This window comes from Paraburkholderia sp. BGA-UO-ETr-F12 (genome assembly GCF_059567945.1).
In genome coordinates this window covers 219,872-234,238 of the sequence record NZ_JCAQOZ010000024.1, presented here as the reverse complement: position 1 = coordinate 234,238, position 14,367 = coordinate 219,872, and the positions used below count along the sequence as shown (strand labels likewise).

The 14,367-nt window shown below is 62.5% G+C and carries 19 protein-coding genes; 16 read left to right on the top strand and 3 right to left on the bottom strand.

Annotated elements, in window-relative coordinates; genetic code table 11:
* Nucleotides 1-12: 12 nt before the first annotated feature.
* The 16 genes from AC57B6_RS10270 (at nt 13) to AC57B6_RS10195 (ending at nt 12,352) form a co-directional block, all read left to right on the top strand.
* Nucleotides 13-1,371 (top strand): TrbI/VirB10 family protein, encoded by a 1,359-nt coding sequence (locus tag AC57B6_RS10270; RefSeq protein ID WP_496421213.1) that lies wholly within the window; start codon nt 13-15, stop codon nt 1,369-1,371.
* Nucleotides 1,372-1,382: 11 nt separating this feature from the next.
* The gene (locus AC57B6_RS10265; RefSeq protein WP_496421212.1) at nt 1,383-2,042 is read left to right on the top strand and encodes a hypothetical protein; all 660 of its coding nucleotides are present in this window, start codon (nt 1,383-1,385) and stop codon (nt 2,040-2,042) included.
* A gap of 54 nt (nt 2,043-2,096) precedes the next feature.
* Nucleotides 2,097-3,134, top strand: a complete 1,038-nt coding sequence (gene virB11 / locus AC57B6_RS10260; protein ID WP_496421211.1) for a P-type DNA transfer ATPase VirB11 — start codon at nt 2,097-2,099, stop codon at nt 3,132-3,134.
* Nucleotides 3,131-3,394 carry a hypothetical protein gene (locus tag AC57B6_RS10255; protein WP_496421210.1) on the top strand — a complete coding sequence of 88 codons (264 nt, stop codon included), beginning with the start codon at nt 3,131-3,133 and terminating at the stop codon, nt 3,392-3,394. Before virB11 ends, AC57B6_RS10255 begins: the two co-directional genes overlap by 4 nt.
* Nucleotides 3,391-3,618: a DUF3717 domain-containing protein gene (locus AC57B6_RS10250; RefSeq protein WP_496421209.1), complete on the top strand. Its 228-nt coding sequence runs from the start codon at nt 3,391-3,393 to the stop codon at nt 3,616-3,618. Before AC57B6_RS10255 ends, AC57B6_RS10250 begins: the two co-directional genes overlap by 4 nt.
* The gene (locus tag AC57B6_RS10245) at nt 3,615-3,905 is read left to right on the top strand and encodes a hypothetical protein (protein ID WP_496421208.1); all 291 of its coding nucleotides are present in this window, start codon (nt 3,615-3,617) and stop codon (nt 3,903-3,905) included. Before AC57B6_RS10250 ends, AC57B6_RS10245 begins: the two co-directional genes overlap by 4 nt.
* A 56-nt stretch (nt 3,906-3,961) precedes the next feature.
* On the top strand, nt 3,962-4,318 hold the full coding sequence (locus AC57B6_RS10240) for a hypothetical protein (protein WP_496421207.1): 357 nt from the start codon (nt 3,962-3,964) through the stop codon (nt 4,316-4,318).
* Between the two features lie 2 nt (nt 4,319-4,320).
* Nucleotides 4,321-6,114 carry a type IV secretory system conjugative DNA transfer family protein gene (locus AC57B6_RS10235; RefSeq protein WP_496421206.1) on the top strand — a complete coding sequence of 598 codons (1,794 nt, stop codon included), beginning with the start codon at nt 4,321-4,323 and terminating at the stop codon, nt 6,112-6,114.
* Entirely contained in the window at nt 6,111-7,769 is a 1,659-nt protein-coding gene (locus tag AC57B6_RS10230) for an LPD7 domain-containing protein (protein ID WP_496421205.1), read from the top strand. The genes AC57B6_RS10235 and AC57B6_RS10230 overlap by 4 nt, the downstream gene beginning before the upstream one ends.
* Nucleotides 7,770-7,830: 61 nt before the next feature.
* A complete protein-coding gene (gene stbB / locus AC57B6_RS10225) occupies nt 7,831-8,541 on the top strand; it encodes a StbB family protein (protein ID WP_496421204.1) in 711 nt (236 codons plus the stop codon).
* Between the two features lies 1 nt (nt 8,542).
* A complete protein-coding gene (locus tag AC57B6_RS10220) occupies nt 8,543-8,983 on the top strand; it encodes a hypothetical protein (protein WP_496421203.1) in 441 nt (146 codons plus the stop codon).
* 44 nt (nt 8,984-9,027) lie between these two features.
* Nucleotides 9,028-9,354 carry a TrbM/KikA/MpfK family conjugal transfer protein gene (locus AC57B6_RS10215; RefSeq protein WP_200654964.1) on the top strand — a complete coding sequence of 109 codons (327 nt, stop codon included), beginning with the start codon at nt 9,028-9,030 and terminating at the stop codon, nt 9,352-9,354.
* Nucleotides 9,355-9,823: 469 nt separating this feature from the next.
* Nucleotides 9,824-10,183: a hypothetical protein gene (locus tag AC57B6_RS10210; protein ID WP_200654963.1), complete on the top strand. Its 360-nt coding sequence runs from the start codon at nt 9,824-9,826 to the stop codon at nt 10,181-10,183.
* Nucleotides 10,184-10,188: 5 nt separating this feature from the next.
* Nucleotides 10,189-11,544, top strand: coding sequence for a DUF8535 domain-containing protein (locus tag AC57B6_RS10205; protein ID WP_496421202.1), 1,356 nt, complete (start codon nt 10,189-10,191; stop codon nt 11,542-11,544).
* A 172-nt stretch (nt 11,545-11,716) separates the two neighbouring features.
* Nucleotides 11,717-11,974, top strand: a complete 258-nt coding sequence (locus AC57B6_RS10200; protein ID WP_200654961.1) for a hypothetical protein — start codon at nt 11,717-11,719, stop codon at nt 11,972-11,974.
* Between the two features lie 39 nt (nt 11,975-12,013).
* A complete protein-coding gene (locus AC57B6_RS10195) occupies nt 12,014-12,352 on the top strand; it encodes a hypothetical protein (RefSeq protein ID WP_200654960.1) in 339 nt (112 codons plus the stop codon).
* A 254-nt stretch (nt 12,353-12,606) separates the two neighbouring features.
* Here AC57B6_RS10195 and AC57B6_RS10190 read toward each other — a convergent pair whose 3' ends face one another.
* The 3 genes from AC57B6_RS10190 to AC57B6_RS10180 form a co-directional block, all read right to left on the bottom strand.
* Entirely contained in the window at nt 12,607-13,296 is a 690-nt protein-coding gene (locus AC57B6_RS10190) for a hypothetical protein (protein ID WP_496421201.1), read from the bottom strand.
* Between the two features lie 82 nt (nt 13,297-13,378).
* Nucleotides 13,379-13,804 (bottom strand): hypothetical protein, encoded by a 426-nt coding sequence (locus AC57B6_RS10185; protein WP_200654958.1) that lies wholly within the window; start codon nt 13,802-13,804, stop codon nt 13,379-13,381.
* 20 nt (nt 13,805-13,824) lie between these two features.
* Nucleotides 13,825-14,319 (bottom strand): zinc-finger-containing protein, encoded by a 495-nt coding sequence (locus AC57B6_RS10180; RefSeq protein ID WP_496421200.1) that lies wholly within the window; start codon nt 14,317-14,319, stop codon nt 13,825-13,827.
* Nucleotides 14,320-14,367 lie beyond the last annotated feature (48 nt).

Sequence of the window (14,367 nt, the reverse complement as noted above, 5' to 3'; positions counted from 1 at the left end):
AGCGAACAGGGTATGACTGAACGAAACGAAATGGAACACGCGGGGTCGACCGACGTCGGCCCGCAGCCTTCGCTCGACCTGCCTGGCCGTCGGAAAACACGCGTGGGCAAGCTGCGTCTGGTGCTGGTCGCGCTCGCCGTTATTGCGCTGGGTGCATCGGGCGTCACGATCTATCTGCAGCGCCTGTTCCAGCAGCATCAGGACGCGAAACAGGCGGCGCTGACAAAACCGAAAGACAGCGGCGCGAGTGACGCCGGTGCGGATCTGGAGACGCAGAAGGAACGTATCAAACGCGCGGAAGATCAGGCCCGTGCAGCGTCGGAGGCTGCGGCCGCCGCTGCCGCGAATTCCCACCTCGCGACGCCGGCCGGCGCGGCATCGCAGACGAACGGACAGGCGGTGGCCGTGAGCAACCGGCCACGGCCGCTTACTCCGGCCGAGCGCCGCCTGCAGGGCAGCGTGCTCGTCGCGGGTAGGGGCAATGAGGGCAACAACGATTCCGGCCAGAGCAAAGATGGTCCCCTGGCATCGAATGAAGCCGCTGGCGACAGCGACAGTGGCAGCACTGGAGCCGTCGGCCACGATGCCGGTGGTCTGGCAGGTCTGGCGAAGTCGATGGGCATGTCAGCGCTGCGCGGCGGCAGTGCAGGCGGTGCGCCCAGCTCAACCAGCAAGGCGGACGCGGGCGCTGGCGACGGCAAGGGCTCCGCGATCGACCAGTCGTTGCAGCCATCGAAGCTGCAGCCGATGCAGGCCTCGTTCCGACCGAACAGGCATTACCTGCTCAGTCGCAACACGATGATCCGCTGTGGTCAATCGACGGCGATCCGTACCGACCGGCCGGGCCTGATCGGGTGCCCGATCGCGCAGGACGTGTGGTCCGACGATGGCACGACGCTGCTCGTTCGCAAGGGTGCGATGGCGAAGGGCGAGCAGCGTGATGCGGTGATCCAGGGGCAGGGCGTGATCGGCGCTATCTGGGACGAGATCGACGACGGCGACGTACACATTCCACTGAACTCGCCGGCTACCGATCCGTTGGGTGCCGCAGGCATTCCGGCCTACGTTGACGAGCACTTCTGGCTGCGGTTCAAGGGCGCACTGATGGTCAGCCTGATTGGCGACTTCGGCCAGGCGCTGGCGAACAAGGCGACTGGCTCAGGCCAGACGATCACGTTCTCCAACAGTTCGAACGCCACGCAGGATGTGGCCGCGGAGACGCTGCGAAACACCATCAACATCCCGCCGACGGCTTATTCAAACCAGGGCTCTGTCATCAATATCTTTGTGGCGCGCGACATTGACCTGACCGGCGTGTACGAGAACGTCGACGCGCAGGGCAGCCCGGTTGGCCAGAACGGGCAGCAATGAGGAACGGACCCATGAACCTGAAGATCACCTACCCGGACGATTTCCCGCTGCACGGCCTCGATCGCGACATGTTTGAGACGAAGCTGCGCGACGCACTGCGTTTCTGTTTCTACGGCACGACGGTTCGGCAACTGGCCGAACGGGTCGATGCACGGCGTGCGCGTGTGGTTCCTGATGTCTTGCCACTTCGGCAGATCGCCGACGAGCACGCGTTCGAGGATTGCATGACCCTCGACGGGTGCCGGATCGACGACATGTCAGCGCCGCTGCGACGCAACCTGCTGCGTAATGTCGGGGCGCGTATCGGGTTGACGATTTCGGAGTGGGGCGACAGCGCGTTGCCGCCACTCGATGAGCCAGCCAATCATGCGGTCAGTAACACGACGGAATCACGCGCAACTACCCGTCAGTCGGCCGAACCCGCACCGATTCACGACCGCCTTGCGCCACGCACATCACACGTCCTGCTTGCAGCGGGGCTATGCGCAGTGGCGATTGGCGGTGCGGCCTGGAAATTGACCCGGCCGGCCGCGCCTCTGAGCGCAACCGTGGTTTCCACATCGCCGGCGCAAACGCTCCGCGAACTCGCCAGCAGCGTGCCGGATGATCGCCGCCCGTATCGCGTGTCAGTGCAGATCGAGCCGCAGGATACGGGCACCACGCCTCGTTGACCGTGCCCGGCAGGTCGCCGAATGGGTGTGACATTAACCAACAAAGGAGTACTCATGAGTGCAGTGGTAATTGATGTGATCGAGAAGGGCACGATCGCCCGCAGTTTCCTCAAGCAGATGGGCATTTCAAACTTCTTCGACGGTAGCCTCACCGAAGTTGCGATCAACCGTCCCGGTGAGATCTGGACAAAGGGCGGCGGTGGGTGGAAACGACACGACGCACCGGCCTGCACGCTCGATGCGTGTTTCAAGCTCGCGAACGCCCTGACGGTGATGAAGGGCGGCAAGTTCTCGACGAAGGAGCCCATTCACCCGGTGGTGCTGCCCGATGGGCAACGCGGGCACGTTCTGATGCAGCCGGCCTGCGAGCAGGACACCATCTCGATCACCATCCGTATCCCGTCGAATGTGCGCTTTACGGCTGATGAGTATGAGACCAACGGATGGTTTGAGGGATATCGCGACGTCTCGCCGCGCCGCGACATGCCACCCGGGCTCGACCTGCAGCCGTTCGAGCTCGGGATGCTTGAGGCGCAGGGTCAGCGCAACGTCAGGCGCATGCTCGAGCTTGCTGTCGCCAATCGGTTGAACATTGCGCTCGCCGGCGGCACCGACTCAGGCAAGACGACACTGAACAAGGCGCTCTCCGACCTCGTGCCGTCCGATGAGCGGATTGGCACGATCGAGGACACGCCGGAGCTATCGCTGCCGAATCACCCGAACCGCGTGCATATGTTCTTCAGCGACACGCTGCCGGCGAAGGAACTGGTGCGCTCCACCCTGCGCATGACGTTCGATCGTGTTTTTCTCGCCGAACTGCGAGGTGACGAAACATGGGACTACCTGACGCTGCTGAACACGGGCAAACCCGGCGGCATCACGACGGTGCATTGCAACGATGCACGTTCGGCCCATTCGCGCATCGCGACGCTGGTCAAGCAGAGCGCGGTCGGCCAGACGCTCGACTGGCAATTCATTATGGACCAGGTGCGGGTCACGGTGGATCTCGTCCTGTTCATGCGCAACAGGCGACTGGCCGAGATCTGGTACGACCCGATCGGCAAGGCGCAGCTGCTGGGTTGCGTCTCATGAGCGCCGATGCCGCGGCGCAGATGATCGAACAGATCGCGATCGGCCTGTGCGGTGCGCTCGCCGTTTTCCTGTCGCAGGACCGGCGTGTGCACTGGCGGCGCTGGGCCTGCATCTTCGGGCTGGCCGCGCAGCCTTTCTGGTTCGACATGGCGTGGCGAGCTCATCAGTACGGCGTGCTCGCGCTGTGCCTTGTCTACGCGGCGTCGTGGGCGCGCGGTTTCACGGCGCACTGGCTCGTCCGCAGGGAGGACCGTGTATGAACTTCGCGATCAGCGATATCGAGGCGGCGATCGGGCGATTGCGCATGCGTTCGCCGTCAGATGAAGCCTTTGCTGCGAGCACAGAGGCCCGCGCGCTGGCGCGGCTCTACGGCGCAGTGATCGTGTACGGCTGCGAGGGTGTCCCCGACGCTGGGCTGGACGACGCGCAGCGCGACGCCCTGCGGATCCTGTCCGCCGATCCACCCGGGGAGTTCCCGCAATGAAGGCAGATCTTCCGGTTCCCGCGATTGCCGGTGCCGCGGACGCGAACGATGACAGCGAGTGCAAATGGCGACCGTCCGGCGACTTTGCGCTGGTCCACCCGACGGGCTGGACGATCGCGCGGTACTCAGTCTATGACGAGTGGCGCTACCTGCTGTGGGAGCCGATCGACCGCTGTACGGCGGCCCGCAGCAACCAGTTCCACGGACCCTTCGGCAACGTGCGCGACGCGATGTGCCTGCATCGCGAGCTGAGCGCGCATCTGCAACAACAGGAGATGGCCGCATGACAACGCATCTGAAATTCCAGGCCGCTATCGACGCGGCCGCGCACTGAGGACCGACCATGCCAAAACCGCTTCGAATTCTGATCCCCGTCGTGGTCTTCCTGCTGATCCTGTGCGGCTTCGCGTTCCTCGGCCAGTTCGCCGGCGGCCAGCTTTTCGCGAAGATGCAGAAGCTGCCGGAGGGCAACGCGGGCGTGTTCACGCTGTACGACTACTGGCATGCCTACGGCGACGTGCCTGCGGTGGTGCGCGCGCTCAAGGTGTGCACGCTGCTGTCGGTGGTCATCACCGGCCTGCCAGTGGTTGTGATCACGATGGCGCTCGTGTCGGGCCGCAAGCGCCTCGCGCAGTTTGGCGAAGCCCGGTTCGCAACCCGTAACGACATTGTGAAAGCGGGCCTGCTGGAGAAGAAATAACCATGACGACCTCACAACATCTGTATCCGCCGTTCATTGTCGGCAAGTACAGGGGCGAATACCTGAAGTATTACGGCCAGGATTTCCTGATGACGGCTGCCGGCACCCGCTCCGGCAAGGGCACGTCGCTCGTGATCCCGAATCTTCTCACCTATCCCGATTCCGTCGTGGTCGAGGACATCAAGGAAGAGAACTACCACTATACGTCCGGCTATCGGCGGGCATGCGGTCACGAAACCTATCTGTGGGCGCCGTTCTCGGAAGACGGACGCTCGCACGCGTACAACCCGCTCGAATACATCGCAGGCCGACCCGCATATGCGCGCGTGGGCGACGTGATGACGATCGGCGAACACCTGTATCCGTCCAACGTCGACGCGCGCCTGAAGTACTGGAACGACAACGCCCGCAACCTGTTCATCGGGATCGTGCTGTATCTGCTGGAAACACCCTCGCTGCCGTGCACGTTTGGTGAGGTGCTGCGACAGGCCTCCGGCAAGGGCAGGGCGATCCGTGAACACATCTCGTCGATCGTCAGCACGCGCGCCGATGCCGCTCACGCGACTGACGGGCTGCCGGCGCTCACGTTCGAATGTCTCGACGCGCTGAACCGTTTTCTGTCGCAGTCGAAGGAAGCCTTCGCGAACATCGTATCGACGATGACCGCGCCGCTGAACGTCTTCAGCAATCCGGTTGTCGACGCGGCAACCAGCCGCTCGGACTTCGATCTGGCCGACGTGCGCAAAAAACGCATGTCGATCTATGTGGGCATCAAGCCGGGCGACCTGAAGGCCGGCGCGCTGCTGGTCAATCTTTTTTTCTCGCAGCTGATCGACCTGAACACGCGCGAGCTGCCTGCCGAGAATCCTGCGCTCAAATACCAGTGCGCGCTGATCCTGGACGAATTTGCAGCGCCCGGCAAGATCGACATCATCGATACGGCCAACCCGTTCATTGCTGGCTACAACCTCAGACTGATGCTGATCTTTCAGGGCATGTCACAGATCGAGGATCCGAAGCTGTACGGCAAGCACGGTGCCGAAACTCTGGCGATCAACTGCAAGATGCGCAGCCTGTATGCGCCGCGCACGGTCAAGGAATCGGAAGAGTACTCGAAGATGCTGGGGACCTTCACGTACATGGCGCGCTCGCGTAACCGTAGTCGCGGCAGGAGTTCGTCGACGAGCACCAGCGAGTCGGACCACGGCAGGGCGTTGATGATGCCGCAGGAGCTGCGGGCGCTGAAGCACAACAAACAGATCATCACGATGGAGGGGTGCGAGCCGATCCTGTGCGAGAAGGCGTTTTTCTATGAAGACGCCGATCTTGTCGACCGGCTCGTGCGGCAGAGCCCCTACCTGCAGGGGGTGATGGCGAAGCTGGAGAAGACCAACCGCAGGCGCGCCTGGTTCGGTTTCGGTCCGAAGTTTCCGGACGAAACGCAGATGAAACACGCCGCGTTTGTCGCGCGCGAGCTGTGCGCGCCCGTACCAAAGATCGACGTCGAGCAATGGTGGCAGACCCAGAACGCCGCCCGCCGTGCGCAGCAGGCCGCCGCAGTTGCGGATGCAACCAGGCAGCCGGCTGGTCCAGCGCGCGACGTACGCGAGCACGAGATCGGCGTGCTTGCGCCTGTTCACTTCACCAACCGCCACAGCATACGCGCGTCGCTCTTCCAGTTGATGCCTTACCTGCGCGAAGTTCTGCCAGACGCGGCTGCTGCCGCCGCATCGACTGCGGGCGCGCAAACCTCAGTCGCCCCGTCCCAACCTGAACCGCAAGGAGTCACCGTATGAACGAGATCGAATTTCCCGCCGACCGGATCGACTACCGCGAACGCGACGCGGCAAACGCCGACGATGCGTCGACCATCCGCGCGCGCGTCACGCCACCGGCGAACGAGCCGGACGCGCGTGCCGTGCCGGGCAACCTGGAGACGCCGGTCGATAACGCGATCGATGAGCGCCTGAAGAAGATCCGCGCGGCCGATCGGGAGAAGGTCGAGAAGCTGCTCAAGCGCGACTCGTCGACCAACCCATCGACCAGCACAGCGACCGACGAGGCGGTAAAGCCAGCTGCTGGCACCGGCAAGCCTCTCGGGAAGAAGGGCGAGAAGCCGGAGAACACCATCCGCCCGAAACCGGTTTTCGAGAAGACCGGCTATGACGTGCCGAAGTCGGTCAGTAACCGGTATGTGGCGCATGAAGGCAAGTTTCTCGATCGCAAAAGCGAAACGGTGCACTTCGAGGACAAGGGCCGCTCGCTATCGACGGCCAGCGAGGACCGCGACGTGATTGTGCACATGGTCGAAGTCGCAAAGGCGAAGAACTGGGGCGAGTTGCAGCTCAAGGGCAGCGAGGAATTCCGTCGGCAGGCATGGATCGCGGCCGAGCTCGCCGGCGTGCCGACACGCGGCTTCAAACCCGCTGTGCACGATCGGGCGGTATTGACCGCCGCGCGCGAGGCGATGCGTATTGGAGCAGGCGAGAAATCGAATGATGCGGATAAGTCGCGCACAAATGAAATGGAGGCAGCAAACGCTGCGGGGCAAAAGCAGCCCGCAGCGCCGGAGCCGACGAAAACGGTCGCATCGGGGCGTGAAAGCGCCGCGCCCGGAGGCGAGCGGACGAACGCCGCGCAACCATCAGCGGCTGCGTCGGCCAGACCCGCACCGGACACGGCAACTCCGGCTGGCGTCACGGCGGGGGTGCTGGTGACGCACGGTCCCGCTCCCTTCAACCACGACGAAAAACAGAACGCCAGCTACTACGCGACCGTACGAACGAAGGACGATGAGCGCACCGTGTGGGGACTGGACCTCGAGCGCGCGATCGGCGAGAGCGGCGTGCAGGTGGGCCAGCGCATCGAACTGGAGAAGGGCGGCAGTAAGGAAGTGACCGCCATGCAGCGGCAGTTCGACAAGAACGGGAAGGAGCTCGCGCCGAAGTCGGTCACGAGCCGGCGCAACGAGTGGCTTGTGTCCTCGCCTGATGTACCGGGCCTGCCCACGCGTGAGCAGCGCGAAGCGCTTGCCAGCGCACGACGCGAAGGTGACGAGCGCCGGCGGATCGCCGAAGCGCGCGAACGGTTTCTGAAGGGCGAGTGGAAATACTCGAAGGAGCAGCAGGCGACGCTCGATGAGGCACGCGAGCGGATCAAGGCGCAGGCAGCACGCGAGGTGCTGCGTGACGAGATCAAAAACCTGCCGGAGCAGCAGCAGGAGAAGCTGATGGGGGAGTTCGAAAGCGCCGTGGCCGAGGCGCGCGCGGCTAACCGGTCACTGGACGTGCCGATGCCTCAGGTGAGCGAGGCGACGATTGAGGCGGTACGCGAGCAGATCGAGCGTGAGCGCGCCGGGCAGGACAGGACATCGGAACCGCGAGAACAGACATCGGATCAGCCAACGCATGAGACAGGGCATGACGCGCCGACGCTCGAACTCGAACCCTAACGCAACGCGTGTCCGCGACAGCGTCGCGGCCGCCCTGATAGATCAACAGGAGAGACACACCATGAAAATCGCGGTCATCAATTTCTCGGGCAACGTTGGCAAAAGCACGGTTGCGCGCCATCTTCTCGCACCGCGCCTTGACGATGCCGAAGTGATTGCCATCGAATCGATCAATTCCGACGGCACTGAGACGGCTGCGCTGCGCGGCAACCAGTTCGACGAACTGCAGGACCAGTTGATGACGCTCAGGAACGCCGTAGTCGACATCGGTGCATCGAACGCTGAAGACTTCGTGAGCCTGATGCAGAACTACGACGGTTCCCACGAGGATTTCGACCTGTTCGTCGTTCCGACAGTGCCGGCAATGAAGCAGCAGGTCGACACGATTGCAACGCTCCGGTCGCTTTCGGAAGACATTGGTGTTCCGGCGGCCCGAATCCGTGTTGTGTTCAATATGGTCGATCCGAAGCGAGACATCGAAAAGCTCTTCGCGAAGGTGTTCGAGGCCCATGAAGACGACCGGAGCTTCATGTTGTGTACGGACGCGGTGATTTATGAGAATCCGATCTTCGAGAAAATCAAGGGCTTCGACAGATCCATCATCGAGTTGCGCAACGATCCCACGGACTACGTCGCGATGAACGCTGACGCCATCGAGCAGGGCGAGCCGGAAGAGCGGAAGGCGTGGATCCGGCAGATGGTCGCACTGAAACGTCTTGCGAGCCGTGTGACGACAGAACTGGACGCGGTATTCAAGGTCCTGGTGCACTGACATGGGTGCACCGGACGATTCAATCCGCGAGGAGCTGATCGGCGCGGTCCTCGGCGAGCTGTCGCTGCTGCGCCGCGACGTCGGTGACCTGCGCACGGCGCTGCAGCAGGCGGGCGATCAGTTCAAGGACAGTAGCGACCTCGCGATGCTCCGGCTTGCTGCGCGCACCGACCAGTTTCTGGCTGACTTTCGGGATAGCTCGGCCGGCGTGCTCGACAAGGCCCGACAGTTTGGCGAGGCGCGTGAGCAGTTGCTGGGCGAAATTGCAATCCGCCAGTATGACGCCGCCCATGACCGCAGCCTGGACGAAATCAGGCAGATCCTGCGCGAGCCGCTCTCGCGTCCGTCACTCAACAGGTTCGAACTGGCGTTGTGGGGAATCGGCACGGCGCTGCTGTCGACAGCACTCGCCGTCGGCGCGGTTGTGATACTGGCGCGCTGAGACACACACCGCCACGACGCGTGGCATACATGGACGCATCCATCATGAAAACATATCTTGCGGTTGCGACAACAGCGGCGGTTTTCGCCGCTGCATCAATTGCGCCGGCCACGGCGCGCGCAGATGACAACACGTCGGCATGTGGCGCCGTACTGTGTCTGGCTGGCCTGATCGACGGCGGCAATACTGGTGGGGACTGCAGGAACTATATGAGCGGCTACTTTTCCATCGTGAAATTTCACCACGGCCATTTCGATGAGACAGGCACGTCGAATGCCCGTAGTGATTTTACGAACCAGTGCCAAAGTGTTGGGCCAGATACAAAGAAAGGCGTCAACGACCGGTATGGAAACGTTCAATCCGGTCCGTGACGCGCAACCGCTCTCTCAGGTCCTGACACACATCGTCACCCTCGGAAGTCAGGACCTTTTCAGCGTCGGCTCAATGCCGGCGCTCTTTTCCAATTCACGGCTCCGTCGCACGACGTGGAGCCAAACGGGAAATCGATATGTGGCAGTCTGCCAGGAACTTGCGTCAGGGCAATGCAGCCCTTCGCCTCGCACTTGGATTACCGGACGCCGAACGGATGGCGAAGGAAATATCATTCCGCATGGCATCCGTCACGTTCGATTCACGAAAGACGGTGGTGTTTGGCCTGAGTGAACACGCTCAGCGCAGCGCTAAAGCCATGCTCACATCGATGCGTTGCCAGGGATAATGACATCACCTGCTGTCCGCCACACGTCAGGCGATGACTACTGCTACGTGCATGATGGCGGGGGTAGTCAATGGAAGACGGCGACAGTACACTTCCTGATGCCGTGAAAAAGGTGGACCACGATGAAACTGACGTCAGGAAAACTGCTGCGGTCGATGGGCCCCGGCCGAGGATATCGAGCAGGCGAACTGGCCGCATGGTTCGACACGTCGACCGCACAGATCAACGACATGTTATGCACAGTGGTTGAGGACGGGCTCGTCCGGATGAACAGCCATGCAACGCGCATTATCCGGTTCGAGCGTTTGGCATTTCAGCCCGCGCAACCCGTGCCTCGTTCGTGCAACGCGACGCAACTGCAAACGTCCATCGCCACGCCACCGGTTACCCGCACGATGCAAGGCGCCCTGCGCGGCTACGAAGCGTCGCTCGAAACCCTGCGCGGGTTCGCCATGCTCGCGCGAAACTCTCACCACGGGTAAGTCCAATGCGCCTTGTCGACAGAAGCAGACCAGACCGGGTCAAGCGGCAGCTGTCACCGGAAGAAGAAGCCGCGGTGCGAAGATTCTGTGGCGCCGGCCAGCACGTGCATGCCGCCGACGCCGAACTTGTCGCGGCCGTGCTCGAGGAGATGCACGACGGACGGCAGGTAAGGCAGTGGCTGGAATGCGATTGCCGTGACGCCGGCAGCGCACAGCCGCGGCTGACAGCCCGCGTGCGCGAGGAAGGTCCGCGGCACTTCGTGCGCATGCACGCATATGGAGAGCATCGGTGCGCGCTCGCCTCTTTTCGTGCCGCCCCCGACGACGAGCCCGGAACGGATGATGATGACGCACCGCCCGGCACGCACAATCCCCTTAAGCCGATCGGCGACGCACTCGACTTTCTCGATAACCGGCACGACGGCGTTGCCGGACCGCGCAATGGCAACACGCCCGGCGGCGGCCCAGGACGGAAGGGGCGCAGGTTGCCAAGGCTCGGACGCATCATGTACACACTGCTGGACGACGCCGGGTTCAGTTCGGTCTGCGGCGACGAGCTCACGTCAGGCCAGAGTTCGTGGGACCGGCTCAACGCGTTTGCCGCCGGCGAGGCAATGAACGCGTCGCTGACGCTGGCCCACGTGCTCAACACGAAGCCGTGGCTGGATGTCTCCGCCAAGATGACGGAGATCGATGCGCTACCCTGGCCTGACAGCAAGGAGCGAAGCGCGCTGCTGCTGTTCGTCGCCGATTCGATCGAGGATGGCGTCGCGGTAAAACAGACGCGGTACGGCAAGCGGCTTGTGACGCCGGAGAAAGGCATGCGGGCTGGCGGCCGTGACCGGGAGCTCACGCAGCCCCCTTATTGGGTACTCGCCGTTATCGATCGCGACCGCGAGGGTAAGGCGCGGTTCCGCGAGGCTTTCGCGCAGCACGCGTACTCGACAAAACAGCCGGTGCCGCTGGACAGCCGGTATGAGCGGCGCACGCTCGACTGCCTGCTTCGCGTGATCGAGTGGGTGAAAAGCCGTGGCGTCGACGTGACGCTGACGAAGCCGCTCTTCGATCGGGAAGTCAAGCAGCTGGACGGGCCGAGCCTGTGGTGTCGGCCCGACTTCGAACTTACGTTCCACAGTGTCACGGCCACAGGCGACGCCGGGCAGCTGCATCGCCTTGTCATCGAAACCATGGGCGCGGACGAACCAGAGTATCTAGAACGCAAGTCCCGCACACACGAGATCATGAAGCAGCGTGGCATCCTGATCGAGCACCGGGTCTCGGACGATACCGGACAGGGCGAACGGGACGATGCGTTCTTCCGCAGGGTCGGCGCAAAGATTCTCGACCTCGCCGGTCTGTAGCGTCTCGTTGATTCCTGGTGCGTTGAGTTGGGTTTAATGTTGCACACGAAGACTTGTCGATGCGCGCGGCGTTGTGGCACCCTTGGCACTTCGCCTGGCGAATAGCGCCCGGATCCCATGGCCATCGCATACCGATTCCGGTGTGCCAGCAGCCTCATGACCGGATAACCTGATGACCATACTGAAAGACCGTCTGGCTGCGACCGATCAGCGACTCAAGGAACTGAAGGAAAGTCGCAAGGCAGCGGACAAGGTGCGGCGGCAAGCCCACAAGCAGAGCAAGGCAGACCGGGACCGCAAGGTCATACTCGTCGGCGAAGCGGTGCTGCGTCGCGTCGAGCGCGGCGAATGGGACGAGGCGGAATTTCGCCAGATGATGGACGAGGCGCTGGGCCGTCCGGCGGACCGGCAGCTGTTCGATCTTGACTAACCGCCCCGGGCAACACAGGCAGGCAGGAATCAACGACACATGAAAAGCTATCGCCATGCAGAACAGCTAATCGCGTATCTGCGTGAACAGCCCCAGCCCGTTACCGTCGCGCACATCGCCGCTGCCGGCATCATGAATTCGCGCGACGCGTCCGATGCGATCCAGTACGGTGTGCGGCACGGCGTGTTCGAACGGATCAGGCGTCCCGGCGCGCGGGCGAACGAGCGTGTCCAGTACAAGATGACCGGTCACCGGCTGCCTGCGGCCAGGGAGGCTGGCACGCCGTCCTTTGACGCGCTGCTCACCGCGTGGGGCATCGCGCGCATCCCGCCGCAGTTGCCCGGCAAGGTGTCGGCGCAGGTGGCGTTGACTGACTGAATGCGTTGCCCGGCACCGGGAGGTGCATAGGGTTCTCGAAACTATGCACCGAAATCCTTATTACCGTCAGGATCGCGCGCGCGTGTATTTTTCCAGAACGGGCCAATGGGCCTGAACCCAGCGACGCTGACAAGCGTACCTGATCTCAGGGTGGAGTAGACCTCAACCATGCGTCATAGTGAGCTGGTTTGAGAATGGTCCGGCACGCGCACCGTAATCGCCCTGGATCGAGTTTGACGCGTCAGGTCGCCAGATCAGCGGGCAAGCGGAACCTCCTGCGGTCGCGCGAAGTAGTCCAGGCAGGCCCGCGGCATCTTCTCCGGCGCGAATTCGTCAAAGATGCACCGGGTCGCGGTCTCCTTTGACTCATCGACGGCCTGGTGGAAACGATCGCAGAGTCCGATCAGACCGAGGGGCTCGACGAGTGCCTGGACCTTATCCGACAGGGTGCCGCCGTTCAGGACCCGATGGATGAATTCCCAGGCGAGAAGTACATCGCAAGGGGCACGCATCAAATCGAGAGACTTATCCATTCGCTCTTCCCAATAGCTGCGTTCTTTCCTGTACCGCGTCAATTCCGTGGGCACGATGAACAGGTGCTCGATCTGGTTATCAAGGCATTGAAATTGTTCTGGAGTCCGCGCGTCGTTCTCGTCCTCGAATTCGTGATCATCATCGCAGTAGACAAGTTTCGGCACGCCATCGACAAAATACCGTTTCAGGTGCAAAAGCTCATGGAACACCGATGCCTTGCGCAAAGGTCCGGCGGCCGGGACGCGGATAACCGCCTTCCCCTTGCGGAACTCGCACGCCATGGTTCGATTGCTCGACCGTTCCACCTCTATGCCCAAACCGGCTCGGTCCTCGATCTTCGCGACCATCTTTTGCAGATGGTTGGGCAGTTCGGTGAATGCCGATAGTCCGGTGAAGTATTGAATCGGCATAGTCACTCCCGGTGAACGGACGCACAACACTTTCCGAGGCTCTCCTACGGAAAGGACCGTTTCCTGAATACATTACAGACAGCTAACCCGCGGGTGACCGCCGGCGATATGAGAGCACGCGGGCTAACGGCCTCTTCCATTCTTCCCCCTTGCGCGCGAGATACCCCGAAACATAGTGGCTGGCCAGCTGTTCCGCGCACCGCTGCATGAGATCAGCGACGCTGTCGACCGATTTCGGGCCCAGCACCATGACGATCACTATCGCCGTACGATTGCTCGTGAGCATCATCATCGCTGTCTGTGATTCACCCGCCTTGAACGCTGACACACGCTTGCAGAGCTCCCGTTCGAGTTCGGGATCCTGGTTGCATACCAGGAGATCCACGGCGTCGATACTGCCTGCGACCCAGTCCATCTGCTCAAGATCGGCGCCCCGGCCGATCAGGAGGCGCTCGCTCTGCTGCAGGAACATAACCGCCTCCAGGGCTTCGTCAAACGATGCCGCCATGTGTTCCTCCGTGCCGTGCATTAGTTGTCGTCGAGATCAAAGGGATCGGGGCCGACGTCATCGCGTCGCAATGGCGCAGGCAATGCGCGCCGACACACGAACTGTTCGATAATGCCGATCGCTATTTTGCATTGCTCGACATCCAGCTGGTGAATGTTGCCGTGCTTGTCGTCAAGCCCCATCTCGTCAGCCAGCCACCTCATCCCCCGGGCTCGTGCCTCGAAGAGGTTGCAGCCATCGCGACGCACCTTGGCCGCTGCGAGCGGCTCGAGCGCGTCGTGCAGCCTGGCCTTCCAGTTCCTCAGTTCGCCATTGGCCAGGCGTCCGAGCGGCACGTGGTGCTTGCTGCGCGCGAACACGCCGATCCACGCCTCGCACGATGCACATAGCCAGAGTGGTCCGTGATCTTCGCGATACGGATAGGTATCGTCATCGGCCCGAACCAGCGCGGCTTTGGTGCCGCAGTAGTCACAGACTGCCTGCGGCAGCGGTTTGACAGGGCGACCGACGCGCATGAGCGGAAAGCGGTGGACGTAATGCGCAAACTATAGCAGTCCCGGATT